This is a genomic window from Pseudomonas sp. YQ_6, from assembly GCF_043103245.1.
Classification (GTDB): domain Bacteria; phylum Pseudomonadota; class Gammaproteobacteria; order Pseudomonadales; family Pseudomonadaceae; genus Aquipseudomonas; species Aquipseudomonas alloputida.
In genome coordinates, this window is record NZ_JBICJR010000053.1 from 230867 (window position 1) to 244020 (window position 13154).

Consider the following 13154-nt stretch of genomic DNA (forward strand, 5'->3'; position numbering starts at 1 on the left):
ACCGAGAGGAAATCCCCATGAGCAAACGCCTGCCCAATCTTCCCGCCTGGCAATGGCGCGGCTATCACCATAATCACCGCCACCCGGCCAACCTGGTGTTGCACCTGATCGCTGTGCCGTTGTTCATTCTAGGGGCACTGCTGGTGCTGTCCGGCCTGTTCGGTTTCGACCTCGGCCAGATCGCGGTGGGTGTGATTGCCCTGGTCGCCGCGCTGGGCCTGCAGCGCCAAGGCCACCGCCTTGAAGCCCAGCAGCCCGAGCCGTTCGCCAACCGCCAGGATGCCGTGCAGCGCTTACTGACGGAGCAGTTCATCACCTTTCCGCGCTTTGTGGTGAGCGGGGCCTGGTGGAGGGCCTGGCGCGAACGGCACAAGCACCGACACTGAGCCAGCTGCCGGAGCGCTCCTTGTGAGCAGCCTGGTAAGGATCAGGCGAAAACGGTGACGGTCTGCCGGCTCAAGGCCAACAACTCACCCTGCGCCGTCCACAACGCCGCGGCAGCATGACCATAGCCATCCCGCGCATGCTCGGTTTCCACGCAGTACCGGCACCATTCCTGGGTCGAAAGCTTCGCCGTTGGCTGGATAAACTCGATGGTCCAAGTCAGCGTACTGCCCGCAGCGGGTTGCTTGAGAAACGGCATAAGGCTGGGCGGCCACGCATCCACCAACGCCAGCAAGTGCGCCTCGTTCACCGGCTCGTCAGCCACATCCCGCAAACGCACCCAGCCGCCCATCTTGCGCGACTGATTGCCACTGAACGGCAGCCCGCCTACTGCCCAGCGCAGGGCCACGTGGCGCATGAACTCCGGGGTAACGCCTTTGATATAGGGCAACTCCGGGGCCGCCTCTTCGAGCGCAGGCATTTCAATGGCCGGTAACGCCGGCACTTCGACCACCGAAGGGCGGCCCGCACCGAAATTGCCCTGCACCAAAGTCACCACCTGGCCATCCTGAACAGCGCGGCCCAGCAACGTGCTAACCGCCTTGCCTTCGCGCAAAACCTCCACCTCGAAGCGGATGGGCACATCCGCCGCCGCGGGTGCCACGAAGCTGATGGCCAATGAGCGTACCGGGCGGTTGTCGCAGATCTTGAGGCGCATGGTTTCATAGACCATGGCCGCCATCAGCCCGCCAAAGGCAGCGCGCCCCTGGGCCCAGCTGGGCGGAATGCTGACGGAATCCGGGTTGGCGCGCACGGCGTCGAGCAGTTGGTTGAAATTCATTGGCCGGCTCCTGCCTGCAAAGAAAAGGTCCGCTCATCCTAGCCAGCAAACGCTGGGCAATCAGCCCGCATATCGGTCATTTTCCGTGATAACGCCGCGCCAGCGCCTCTTGCAGGGCATCCAGCGTCACATCCGACTGGCGCTCCGCCTCATGCAGCTCCTGCTCCCAATCGGCCTTGCAGGGGAGCAAGTCGGCATGGTCGCGCGCTTGCAGCTGCCATTGCAGGCGGTCGTGCCAATTACCCAGGTTGCCCTGTGCCTTTTTCAACAGGCGTTGCAGTCTCTTCCCAGCGTGATCGAGTTGCGGGTAGGCCTCGTCGCCATAGCGTGCACGCTTGATCAACAAACGCAGGCGGTGGCGATCGTGAGCAGGGTCCTGCAACGCTTTGTGCAACTTGCGCCACTGCTTGACCAAGCGCTTGTCGATACGTTTGCTTAGCGACTTGACCAGCCCCTCCCGGCCCGCCGCTCGCAGGAACAATGGAAATGCGTCGAGAATCGCCAATACCCTGGCCAGCTGTGGGCTGGCAGCGACACTGGCGAAAGTCCTGTCTCGCCCCTCCAGACGCCGCTGGCCGGCTGCCGCGTGACCGCGCCCGATCAGCTCGGCTGCCAGCACCTCGCGATCACGCAGCGGCGTGGTAAGGGTCCCCAGCGAACGTGCAGCATCCTCCAGCTGCTCCACACCAGGCAGCCCACGCAGCGGCCTCAGCAGACTGCGCAGGCGCCGCAAGGTGGTACGCAAGTCGTGCAAGGCCTCGCTGTCGGTATTGGCAGCCAGGCGTTCACGACAGGCCAGCAAGCGCACCTGCAAGGTCAGTATCTGGGCAACGACATGGTCGAGCATGGCAGACATACGATGCTCCCTGTTCAGCGCCCGGCGCGAGATTCACGAATGTAGAATCGCGCCTTTTCAGCTTTGCGGGTACAGCTTTCGTAGCCTTCGAACTGCTGCTGGGTCTTGGCCCCGGTCAGCAATGACAAGGCCTTGGAATAACTTACGGCCCCGGCGAAGCCTTCGGCCTTGGCCAGGTCCAGCTCCTTCCAGGCGGCATCCAGCTGGGTCGCGCAGCTGTCACGGTAGGCCGTCTTGCCCGCGCAGCCAGCAAGGGCCAAGGCAATCAGTGGAAGGCAAATCCAGGCTTTCATCAGTAATACCTCTATGGAAAAACGGTGGCTGTTCGACGCTCCGACAGCTGGAAAGTGCCATGCCCGGCCGGCTTTGCCCAGCCAGTTTTATTACAGTAGCTCAGCACGATCTACATTGAAGCACAGGCAGCGATGGGTGCATTGTAGGACCATGATGGCACTGGCCGGGGAATGTTCATGAGTAAACGTGTGGCACTGGTACTGGGATCGGGCGGCGCCCGCGGGTATGCACACATCGGCGTAATCGAGGAAATCGAGCGCCGCGGCTACGACATAGCCTGCGTCGCGGGGTGTTCCATGGGCGCGGTGATTGGCGGTATCTATGCCGCCGGCAAGCTGGACGACTATCGCAACTGGATCGAAAGCCTCGACTACCTCGATGTGCTGCGCCTGGTCGACGTCAGCTTTCGCCTCGGCGCGATTCGCGGCGACAAGGTGTTCGGGCAGATCCGCAAGATCGTCGGCGAGATCAACATCGAGCAACTGCGCATCCCCTACACCGCAGTTGCCACCGACCTTACCAACCAGCAGGAAATCTGGTTCCAGGAGGGTTGCCTGCATCAGGCCATGCGCGCCTCGGCGGCCATTCCCAGCCTGTTCACGCCGGTGATGCAAGGCAACCGCATGCTTGTCGACGGTGGCATCCTCAACCCGCTGCCAATCGTGCCGGTGGTGTCCAGCCATTGCGACCTGATCATCGCGGTCAACCTCAACGCCACCAACCAGAAGCAGTACCAGTTGCCGGTGATAGAGCGCCCGGCGGCGTTCAAGATGCGCTTTGACGCCTTGTTGAGCTCGCTGGGTTCACGCTTGCCATTCCGGCGCAAACCGGCGGAAGAGCTGATCCGCATCGAAAAGGAAATCGTCGCCGAGGGGTTGGCACCGCCAAGCCCGTGGCTTGACAGCGCCGACCCGGAAAGCCAGCAAGCGGCAGCGGCCCCGGAACGCGAGGGCGCGCCGAAGTCGGCCACCGGTTCTTTCATCATCGACAACGTGGGGCCAGCGTCGCTGTTGGACTTGATCAACCAGAGCTTCGAGGTCATGCAGACTTCGCTGGCACAGTACAAGATTGCCGGCTATCCACCGGATGTGCTGATCAACGTGCCCAAGCGGGTGTGCCGGTTTTTCGAGTTCTACAAGGCGCCGGAGCTCATCGCCCTGGGGCGAGAGATTGCGCGCGATACGCTGGACAGTTATGAAGGGGTGAAACGGTAGAGCCTGGTTGGCGCCGCCCCTGAAGGCGGTGCGGTCTTCGACGATGACCGTGCTCGCGGCTGGCGAAAACGAAACAGGCCGCACGAGGCGGCCTGTTTCTTCATGCAACGAACACCTTAGTAACGGGTGATGTCTGCATTGGCTTCCAGCTGCTTGCGGTAAGCCGCAAAGTCCTGCTGGCCAGCACGTGACGCGAGGTAGCGGCGAATTTGCTGCTTCTCTTCGTCGGTGGCGGCAGCGCCTTCGTTCACGCCCTTGAGCTGCAACACCACCAGGCTACCGTCACGCAGCACCACGCTGCCATACACAGGCTTGTCCTTGGCTTGCGGCTTGCCCAGACGGAACAGTGCCTGCAGTTCGGCCGGGTCAATACCGTCCTCACCACGGGTAACTGCTTCATAGGCTTTCCAGCCTTGGCCTTCGTGCACGCTGCCTGCTGCGATGGAACCGTCACGCAGGCCGGCAATCAGCTTGTCTGCCTTGGCCTTGAGTTCGGCAGTCGCTTTCTCTTTGGCCAGGTGCTCCCTGATGTTCTTGGCCACAGCGTCCAGCGGCAGTTGCTCTGGCTTGCGGTGTTCCTTGACGCGCAGCACCACCGTGGTCTCGGGGTCGAGCTCGATGGCGGTGCTATTGGCACCCTCATCCAGCACTTCTTCAGAGAACGCAGCCTGCACCACCGCACGGTTGGCGGTAATGCCTTCACCGCCCTCGCGGCCGAAGGCGGCGGAGGTGTGTACCTTGAGGTTCAGGTCCTGAGCCGGCTGGGCCAGGTCGGAAGCCTCGTAGGCAGCATCCTGCAGTTGCTTGCTGGCGTCGACATAGCGCTGCTCGACCAGCGGCATCTTCAGATCGCGGGTCAGTTTGTCCTTCAGGCTGGCGAAGCTCGGTACTTCTGGCGCCTGGACGCCCAGCAGCTTGATCAGATGGTAGCCAAATTCGGTGCGCACCGGAGCAGATACCTGGCCATTCTGCAGCTGGTACAGCGCCTCTTCGAAGGCCGGGTCGTATACGCCCGGGCCGGCAAAGCCGAGGTCACCACCGCTGTTGGCGGAGCCTGGGTCCTGAGAGAACTCCTTGGCCAAAGCGGCAAAGTCCTCACCCTTGGCCAGACGCTGCTCGATCTCTTCGGCGCGGGCCTTGGCCTGGGCGTCGGTGACCTTGTCGTTGACCTCGATGAGGATGTGCGCGGCATGGCGCTGCTCGGCCAGGTTGGCGATTTCCTTCTCGTACTGGGCCTTGAGCTCTTCGTCGGTCACTTTGACCTGATCGAAGAAAGCCGACTTCTTCAGCTCGATGTAGTCGATCACGACCTGGTCAGGCGACATGAACTCCTTGGCGTGCTGGTCGTAGTGCGCCTTGATCTCTTCGTCGCTGACCTTGACTGCGGCCGGGTCGGCCTTGAACGTCAGGGAGGCGAAGTCGCGGGTCTGCTTCTCCAGGCGAGCGAAGGCATCGACCTGTTGATCGGTGACGAAGCTGCTGCCGGCCAGGCCGGTGCGCAGTTGGCCGATGAGCATTTCCTCGCCGAGCATCTCGCGGAACTGCATGCGGCCGTAGCCCATCTGGCGGATAACCTGGTCGAAACGGTCAGCGCTGAACTTGCCGTCCACCTGGAACTCAGGGGTCTGCAAGATCACCTGATCCAGCGCGGCCTCGGAGAATGCGAACTTGGCATCCTCAGCACCTTGCAGCAGCAGCTTGCGGCTGATCAGCCCCTTGAGTGCCTCCTCACGCAGCAACTTGTCATCCAGCAGCGCCGGGTCGAAATCCTTGCCCAACTGTTGCATCAGTTGACGGCGCTGCATGTCGGCCGCCTGGCTCAGTTCGTTCTGGCTGATGGTCTGGCCGTTCACCTTGGCGGCGTCCTGGCTATGAGTGGCGGCCTGGAAAATGGCTTCGAAACCGGTCAATGCCATCAACACGACGATAAGGCCGATGATGGTCTTGGCAATCCAACCTTGTGAATTGTCCCTGATATTTTGCAGCATGCGTCCCCCAGAAACGGCTGTACCACTGCGTCGACAACCGCGGAGCGTGGGTAGAATCCTGATAAAAGAAAGGCGCATCCGAGGATGCGCCTTTTCTTAGCAAACGTGTCAGGCGGGAACGTTTGCGGCCCGCCATCACCGTGCTCGGACCAGGCCAGGCCGGGTCCGGCTGAAAGACGACTTAGTTGACGGCGTCTTTCAGGCCTTTGCCTGCCTTGAAACCTGGAACCTTGGCGGCTTCGATCTTGATTGCCTTGCCGGTTTGCGGGTTGCGGCCAGTACGCTCGGCGCGCTCCTTGACCGAGAAGGTACCAAAGCCAACCAGTACTACATCGTCACCTTGCTTCAGGGCGCCGGTGACGGATTCGATGACTGCGTCCAGCGCACGGCCGGCTACAGCTTTCGGGATGTCTGCAGATGCGGCGATAGCGTCAATCAGTTCCGACTTGTTCACTCTAAGTCCCCTTATTTCTCTATTGAGTTTGTTTCTAAGTATGTAATGAAAAGCTTATGAAACGTGTGCTGGGAGGCATGGCGACAATAACGTGCCGCTTTATAGCAAGGCGCCGAAAATACTGTCAAGGAAAGCCCCCCAGCCAAAAACTACTAATGCGTGCTGATTCTTTCCTTAGCATCGCCGTCGCGCTTCTCGTCTTTCGCGACAATCTCCGGAGCCACATCTGGCAAGGGCTCCGGGGCGTATTGCAGCGCAATTTGCAGGACTTCGTCAATCCATTTGACCGGTTTGATCTGAAGATCCTGTTTGATATTTTCAGGAATCTCCTTGAGATCGCGAACATTTTCCTCGGGAATGATCACCGTCTTGATCCCGCCACGGTGTGCCGCCAGCAGTTTTTCCTTCAGCCCGCCAATGGCCAATACCTGGCCACGCAAGGTGATTTCGCCGGTCATGGCCACGTCGGCACGTACCGGAATCTGCGTCAGCGCCGACACCAGTGCGGTGCACATTCCGATACCGGCACTTGGGCCGTCCTTCGGCGTGGCGCCCTCAGGCATGTGAATGTGCACGTCATGCTTCTCGTGGAAGTCGGCGGCAATCCCCAGGCTGCGGGCGCGGCTGCGCACCACGGTCTGCGCGGCGGTAATCGACTCGACCATGACATCGCCCAGCGAGCCTGTCTTGATCAACTGGCCCTTGCCGGGGATGACCACGGCCTCGATGGTCAGCAACTCGCCGCCCACCTGGGTCCAGGCCAGGCCGGTTACCTGGCCGATCTGGTCCTGCTGCTCGGCCAGGCCATAGCGGAACTTGCGCACGCCCAGCAGGTGCTCCAGCTGCTCGCTGGCCACCTTGACCTTGACCTGCTTCTGCCCGGTATGTTCCTTGACCACCTTGCGGCAGACCTTGGCAATTTGCCGTTCCAGACCCCGCACACCGGCTTCACGGGTGTAGTAGCGGATGATGTCGCGAATCGCCGAGACGTCGACTTCCAGCTCTTCTTTCTTCAAGCCGTTGGCCTTGACCTGCTTGGGCACCAGGTACTTGACCGCGATGTTGATCTTTTCATCCTCGGTGTAGCCAGGCAGACGGATGACTTCCATCCGGTCCAGCAGCGCCGGCGGGATGTTCATCGAGTTCGAGGTACACAGGAACATCACGTCCGAGAGGTCGTAGTCGACCTCCAGGTAGTGGTCGTTGAAGTTGTGGTTCTGCTCAGGGTCGAGCACTTCCAGCAGTGCCGAGGCTGGGTCACCGCGCATGTCGCTGCCCATCTTGTCGATCTCGTCGAGCAGGAACAGCGGGTTGCGCACACCCACCTTGGTCATCTTCTGGATCAGGCGACCCGGCATGGAGCCAATGTAGGTACGGCGGTGGCCACGGATCTCGGCCTCGTCACGCACGCCACCCAGGGCCATGCGCACGAACTTGCGGTTGGTGGCGGCAGCGATAGACTCGGCCAGCGAGGTCTTGCCGACGCCGGGTGGCCCGACCAGGCACAGTACCGGACCGCGGATCTTCTTGACGCGCTTCTGCACGGCAAGGTACTCGAGGATGCGTTCCTTGACCTCTTCCAGGCCATAGTGGTCGGCATCGAGGATTTCCTCGGCCTTGGCCAGGTCCAGACGCACCTTGCTCTGAGCCTTCCACGGCACCTGCACCAACCAGTCGAGGTACGAGCGCACCACGGTAGCTTCGGCCGACATCGGAGACATTTGCTTGAGCTTGTTCAGCTCCGCCTGAGCCTTGGCCAAGGCATCTTTAGGGAGACCTGCGGCTTCGATGCGCTTTTTCAGCTCTTCGACTTCATTGTGGCCTTCGTCACCATCGCCAAGTTCTTTCTGAATGGCCTTCATCTGCTCATTCAGGTAGTACTCGCGCTGGCTGCGCTCCATCTGCTTCTTGACCCGGCCGCGAATGCGCTTTTCGACCTGCAGGAGGTCGATTTCGGCATCCAGCAGTGCCAGCACGTGCTCGACACGGGTAGTCAAGTCGACGATTTCAAGAATTTCCTGCTTCTGCTCGATCTTCAGGGCCATGTGCGCGGCCATGGTGTCGACCAGGCGCCCTGGCTCGTCGATGCTGTTCAGCGAAGACAGCACTTCGGCAGGCACCTTCTTGCCCAGCTGAACGTATTGTTCGAACTGCGACAGCAGCGTGCGCACGAACACTTCCGACTCACGCTCGGCAGTGTCGGTTTCGTCGATCAGGGAGACTTCGGCACGGATGTGCCCATCAACTTCGGAGAAGCGCTCGACCGCACCACGCTGCTCGCCTTCGACCAGCACCTTGACGGTGCCATCAGGCAGCTTCAGCAGTTGCAGCACGGTGGCAACGGTACCGACGCGGTACAGGGCGTCCTCGCCCGGATCGTCGTCGGCTGGATTCTTCTGGGCCAGCAGAAGGATCTGCTTTTCGCCCGTCATCGCCGCCTCGAGGGCTTCGATGGACTTTTCGCGCCCCACGAACAGCGGGATAACCATGTGCGGGTAAACAACGACATCGCGCAATGGCAAAAGAGGCAAGTCGAGGGTGGTCTTCATGATTTCGCCTCTACAGCGGCCTTATGGCCGGAAACCGGTGGAAATGATGCTTGGACCTAATGTGGGGGTACGCTTGGGAAATTACAAGCGCTTGCACAGGAAAAGCAGAAAGGGGCCCGTAGGCCCCCTCTTGCTTGCAACCGAGAACCGGCCATTGCCTGAATCAGGCGTCTGGCGCGGCCTTGGCTTGCGGCTCGCTGTTTTCGTAGATCATCAGCGGCTGCGAGGTGCCCTCGATGACGCTCTCGTCGATAACCACCTTGCTGACATCCTTTTTCGAAGGGATCTCATACATGGTATCGAGCAACACGCCTTCGAGGATCGAACGCAGGCCACGAGCGCCAGTCTTGCGCTCCAGGGCCTTGCGTGCAACGGCCTTGAGCGCATCGCTGCGGAACTCGAGGTCGACGCTTTCCATCTCGAACAGCTTGGCATATTGCTTGGTCAGGGCATTCTTCGGCTCGGTGAGGATCTGCATCAACGCAGCCTCATCCAGTTCGTCAAGGGTAGCCAGTACCGGCAGACGGCCGACGAATTCCGGAATCAGGCCAAACTTGACCAGATCGTCCGGTTCGACCTCACGCAGGGACTCGCCAACCTTCTTGCCCTCTTCCTTGCTGCGCACTTCGGCACCAAAACCGATGCCACCTTTGGTGGAGCGGTTCTGGATGACCTTTTCCAGGCCCGAGAACGCACCACCGCAGATGAACAGGATGTTGCGGGTATCAACCTGCAGGAATTCCTGTTGCGGGTGCTTGCGGCCACCCTGCGGCGGAACCGAGGCCACGGTGCCCTCGATCAGTTTCAGCAGCGCCTGCTGCACGCCCTCACCGGACACATCGCGGGTAATGGACGGGTTGTCCGACTTGCGCGAGATCTTGTCGATTTCGTCGATGTAGACAATGCCCATCTGGGCCTTTTCCACGTCGTAGTCGCACTTCTGCAACAGCTTCTGGATGATGTTCTCAACGTCCTCACCCACATAACCGGCTTCGGTCAGGGTGGTGGCGTCAGCAATGGTGAACGGTACGTTCAACAGGCGTGCCAGGGTTTCGGCGAGCAGGGTCTTACCCGAGCCGGTCGGCCCGATGAGCAGGATGTTGCTCTTGCCCAGTTCGACTTCGTCACCCTTCTTGTCACGCTGGTTCAGGCGCTTGTAGTGGTTGTACACCGCTACGGCCAGCACCTTCTTTGCGCGCTCCTGACCAATGACATACTGGTCAAGGATGCCGCTGATTTCTTTCGGCGAAGGCAATTTGTGCGCGCTGCTCTCGGCCTGGGCTTCCTGCACCTCCTCTCGGATGATGTCGTTGCACAGGTCGACGCACTCGTCGCAGATAAATACCGAGGGCCCGGCAATCAGTTTGCGCACTTCGTGCTGGCTTTTGCCGCAGAAGGAGCAATAAAGCAATTTGCCGCTGTCCTCGCCGTTACGGGTGTCAGTCATTCGATCGATCCAATCCGGTAGGCTTGCAACACAAGATGAAGGCAATTGCGGGCTTTTTCAAGTCCGCAGGTAGGCGCTTTCGACGCCCACCTGCTCTGACCCCCCGGTTCAGGAGGCCAGTTGCCGCTTGTCGTAGACCGAGTCGATCAGGCCGTACTCGGCTGCGCGCGAGGCGCTCATGAAGTTGTCACGCTCGGTGTCACGCTTGATGGTTTCGAGGTCCTGGCCGGTGTGATAGGCCAGCAGCTCGTTCAGACGGGCCTTGATATTGAGAATTTCCTGGGCGTGGATCTCGATATCGGTGGCCTGCCCCTGGAAGCCGCCCAGCGGCTGGTGGATCATCACGCGCGAGTTAGGCAGGCAATGACGCTTGCCCTTGGCACCTGCCGCCAGCAGGAAGGCGCCCATGCTGCAGGCCTGGCCGATGCAGATGGTCGAAACGTCCGGCTTGATGAACTGCATGGTGTCGTAGATCGACATGCCGGCGGTGACGGAACCGCCCGGCGAGTTGATGTACAGATGGATATCCTTGTCCGGGTTTTCCGCCTCAAGGAACAGCAGTTGCGCAACGACGAGGTTGGCCATGTAGTCTTCTACCGGGCCAACCAGGAAAATCACACGCTCCTTCAACAGGCGCGAGTAGATGTCGTAAGCGCGTTCGCCACGGGCGGACTGCTCGATAACCATCGGGACCAGGCCGCCTGCGGCCTGGATGTCAGAGCTCTGCTGAATATAAGAATTGCGGGACATGTCCTGCGCTCACTCCCAAATAGTCATGGCTTGAATACGCACAAGCCAGCTCGAAGGCTGGCTTGTGGAGGTTTCCTACGAGAGAAGCCCGTTACTCAGCAGCGGCAGGAGCCTCGACTGGTTTAACGGCTTCTTCGTACGAGACCGACTTGTCGGTCACAGTCGCTTTCTGCAGAACAGTATCTACAACTTGTTCTTCCAGCACAACCGAACGCACTTCGTTCAGTTGCTGGTCGTTCTTGTAGTACCAGGCGATGACCTGCTCAGGCTCTTGGTAAGCCGAAGCCATTTCTTCGATCATCTCGCGAACCTTGGCGTCGTCCGGCTTCAGCTCGAACTGCTTGACCACTTCGGCCACGATCAGGCCCAGCACGACGCGGCGCTTGGCTTGCTCTTCGAACAGCTCGACTGGCAGCTGCTCAGGCTTGATGTTGCCACCAAACTGCTGAACAGCCTGCACGCGCAGACGGTTGACTTCGTTTTCCAGCAGGGCCTTTGGAACTTCGATCGGGTTGGCAGCCAGCAGACCGTCCATAACCTGGTTCTTGACCTTGGTCTTGATCGCCTGACGCAGCTCACGCTCCATGTTCTTGCGAACTTCGGCGCGGAAGCCTTCCAGCGTCGATTCCTTGATGCCGAACTGGGCGAAGAACTCTTCGTTCAGTTCTGGCAGTACAGGTGCCGAAACGCTGTTGACGGTGATGGTGAACTCGGCGGCTTTGCCAGCCAGATCCAGGTTCTGGTAGTCCTCTGGGAAGGTCACGTTGACAACGCGCTCTTCGCCAGCCTTGGCGCCTACCAGGCCCTCTTCGAAGCCTGGGATCATGCGGCCGGAACCCAGCACCAGCAGGGTGCCCTTGGCCGAACCACCGGCAAACGCTTCACCGTCGACCTTGCCGACGAAGTCGATGTTGACTTGGTCGTCATTCTGCGCAGCGCGCTCAACGGCCTCGAAGCGGGTGTTCTGCTTGCGCAGCACTTCCAGCATGTTGTCCAGGTCACTGTCAGCCACTTCGGCGCTCAGGCGCTCGACCTTGATCGACTCGAGGCCCGCAACAGTGAACTCAGGGAACACTTCGAAGATGGCAACGAACTCCAGATCCTTGCCCTTTTCGAAGGACTTGGGCTCTACAGCCGGGGCGCCAGCCGGGTTCAGCTTCTGCTCGACGATGGCTTCGTAGAAAGAGGCCTGGACCAGGTCACCGAAAGCCTCTTGACGGGCGTCCGCCTCGAAACGCTGGCGGATCACGGTCATCGGTACTTTACCAGGACGGAAGCCCGCAATCTTGGCGCGCTTGGCAGTCTGCTGCAGACGCTTGTTGACTTCGTTCTCGACGCGCTCGGCCGGAACGGCGATGGTCATGCGGCGCTCGAGAGCGGAAGTGTTTTCAACAGAAACTTGCATGGATATTCCTCGTTGCACAGACGTTAGCCGGCGTTAGCCCGACTCCAGAATCAAGGGCAAACATTCTAGTGAGTCACGCAGCAGAAGTCACCCCACACGGGACGACTGAAAACAACGCCGGTCGATTAACTTTCAAGGCCCGCACGGCACAGCGCCAGGCCTGCTTCCAACAGGGGCTGCGCGGCGCCGGGGGCGGCCTGCAGCCGAAATACTTTGTCAAACAACTACCCGCAACGCATTCGCTTCCTTTATTCAGGATCAATGTCGTTGAACTGGCAGTACTCCTCCCATTCCAGCCCCAGCGCCTCGGCCACTTCACGGTGCGTTTCCAGACGCATGGCCTGCAGCTGCTCCGGGGACTCGGCAATCAATTGCAGCGCCAGCTCCCAAGGCTCAATACCCTGCTCCTCGGCGGCATCCTCGAACGCCCACTCGATTTGCTGGGCCTGCTCACGCGCATCCAGCTCGCGGATCTCCTCGAGCAACTGCGGATTGGCGTCGGCAAAGCGCTGCAGCGCCAGGGCCTGACGGGCTTCTTTTGCAATCATCGTGATGTCCTTTGCCGGCCAAACAGGCCGGTGTTTCAACCGGCTGAAATCTAACAGCTTTTATTGGGGTGCCACCAGTGGATTACAAGGGGCAGGAGGTGTTTTGACTGGGGCGGGGCTCATCACCGCTACGCAGACCCAAAACAAAAAGGCGCCCGATCTCACGATCAAGGCGCCTTTCAGGAATATGGGGTGGACGATGGGAATCGAACCCACGACAACTGGAATCACAATCCAGCGCTCTACCAACTGAGCTACGCCCACCATATTGCGGTCTTGCAGTACTACCTTACAGAAGCATGGTGCGGACGAAGAGACTCGAACTCTTACAGCTTGCGCCGCTGGAACCTAAATCCAGTGTGTCTACCAATTTCACCACGTCCGCGTAACGCTTAAAACAAAGGCGCCAGATGCTATCGAGGCG

Annotated in this window: 12 protein-coding genes and 2 tRNA genes; 2 read left to right on the forward strand and 12 right to left on the reverse strand. The window is 60.2% G+C overall.

The features are described 5' to 3' along the window. Window positions 1–17 precede the first annotated feature (17 nt). On the forward strand, window positions 18–386 hold the full coding sequence (locus tag ACF8FG_RS18275; RefSeq protein ID WP_014591674.1) for an Mpo1-like protein: 369 nt from the start codon (window positions 18–20) through the stop codon (window positions 384–386). 41 nt (window positions 387–427) lie between these two features. Here ACF8FG_RS18275 and ACF8FG_RS18280 read toward each other — a convergent pair whose 3' ends face one another. The 3 genes from ACF8FG_RS18280 to ACF8FG_RS18290 all read right to left on the reverse strand — a co-directional run bounded on the left by ACF8FG_RS18280 (window position 428) and on the right by ACF8FG_RS18290 (window position 2374). Continuing rightward, entirely contained in the window at window positions 428–1225 is a 798-nt protein-coding gene (locus ACF8FG_RS18280; protein ID WP_014591675.1) for an acyl-CoA thioesterase II, read from the reverse strand. Between the two features lie 76 nt (window positions 1226–1301). Next, a complete protein-coding gene (locus ACF8FG_RS18285) occupies window positions 1302–2081 on the reverse strand; it encodes a CHAD domain-containing protein (protein WP_318078896.1) in 780 nt (259 codons plus the stop codon). 14 nt (window positions 2082–2095) lie between these two features. Then, a complete protein-coding gene (locus tag ACF8FG_RS18290; RefSeq protein ID WP_003250254.1) occupies window positions 2096–2374 on the reverse strand; it encodes a lipoprotein in 279 nt (92 codons plus the stop codon). 177 nt (window positions 2375–2551) lie between these two features. Between ACF8FG_RS18290 and ACF8FG_RS18295 the strand changes: the two genes are divergently transcribed. Further along, window positions 2552–3589 carry a patatin-like phospholipase family protein gene (locus ACF8FG_RS18295; RefSeq protein WP_041167184.1) on the forward strand — a complete coding sequence of 346 codons (1038 nt, stop codon included), beginning with the start codon at window positions 2552–2554 and terminating at the stop codon, window positions 3587–3589. 116 nt (window positions 3590–3705) lie between these two features. Here ACF8FG_RS18295 and ACF8FG_RS18300 read toward each other — a convergent pair whose 3' ends face one another. The 9 genes from ACF8FG_RS18300 to ACF8FG_RS18340 all read right to left on the reverse strand — a co-directional run bounded on the left by ACF8FG_RS18300 (window position 3706) and on the right by ACF8FG_RS18340 (window position 13115). Then, window positions 3706–5577 (reverse strand): SurA N-terminal domain-containing protein, encoded by a 1872-nt coding sequence (locus tag ACF8FG_RS18300; RefSeq protein WP_014591678.1) that lies wholly within the window; start codon window positions 5575–5577, stop codon window positions 3706–3708. 181 nt (window positions 5578–5758) lie between these two features. After that, window positions 5759–6031: a nucleoid-associated protein HU-beta gene (hupB, locus tag ACF8FG_RS18305; protein ID WP_003250246.1), complete on the reverse strand. Its 273-nt coding sequence runs from the start codon at window positions 6029–6031 to the stop codon at window positions 5759–5761. 152 nt (window positions 6032–6183) lie between these two features. Continuing rightward, entirely contained in the window at window positions 6184–8580 is a 2397-nt protein-coding gene (lon, locus tag ACF8FG_RS18310) for an endopeptidase La (protein WP_014591679.1), read from the reverse strand. A 163-nt stretch (window positions 8581–8743) separates the two neighbouring features. After that, on the reverse strand, window positions 8744–10027 hold the full coding sequence (clpX, locus tag ACF8FG_RS18315) for an ATP-dependent Clp protease ATP-binding subunit ClpX (protein ID WP_003250242.1): 1284 nt from the start codon (window positions 10025–10027) through the stop codon (window positions 8744–8746). A 108-nt stretch (window positions 10028–10135) separates the two neighbouring features. Further along, entirely contained in the window at window positions 10136–10777 is a 642-nt protein-coding gene (gene clpP, locus ACF8FG_RS18320) for an ATP-dependent Clp endopeptidase proteolytic subunit ClpP (protein WP_003259400.1), read from the reverse strand. Window positions 10778–10868: 91 nt separating this feature from the next. Next, window positions 10869–12182 carry a trigger factor gene (gene tig, locus ACF8FG_RS18325; protein WP_014591681.1) on the reverse strand — a complete coding sequence of 438 codons (1314 nt, stop codon included), beginning with the start codon at window positions 12180–12182 and terminating at the stop codon, window positions 10869–10871. A gap of 248 nt (window positions 12183–12430) precedes the next feature. Then, window positions 12431–12730, reverse strand: a complete 300-nt coding sequence (locus tag ACF8FG_RS18330) for a DUF6388 family protein (RefSeq protein WP_014591682.1) — start codon at window positions 12728–12730, stop codon at window positions 12431–12433. A 188-nt stretch (window positions 12731–12918) separates the two neighbouring features. Next, window positions 12919–12994 (reverse strand) — tRNA-His (locus ACF8FG_RS18335). 36 nt (window positions 12995–13030) lie between these two features. Next, window positions 13031–13115, reverse strand: a tRNA-Leu gene (locus ACF8FG_RS18340). Window positions 13116–13154 lie beyond the last annotated feature (39 nt).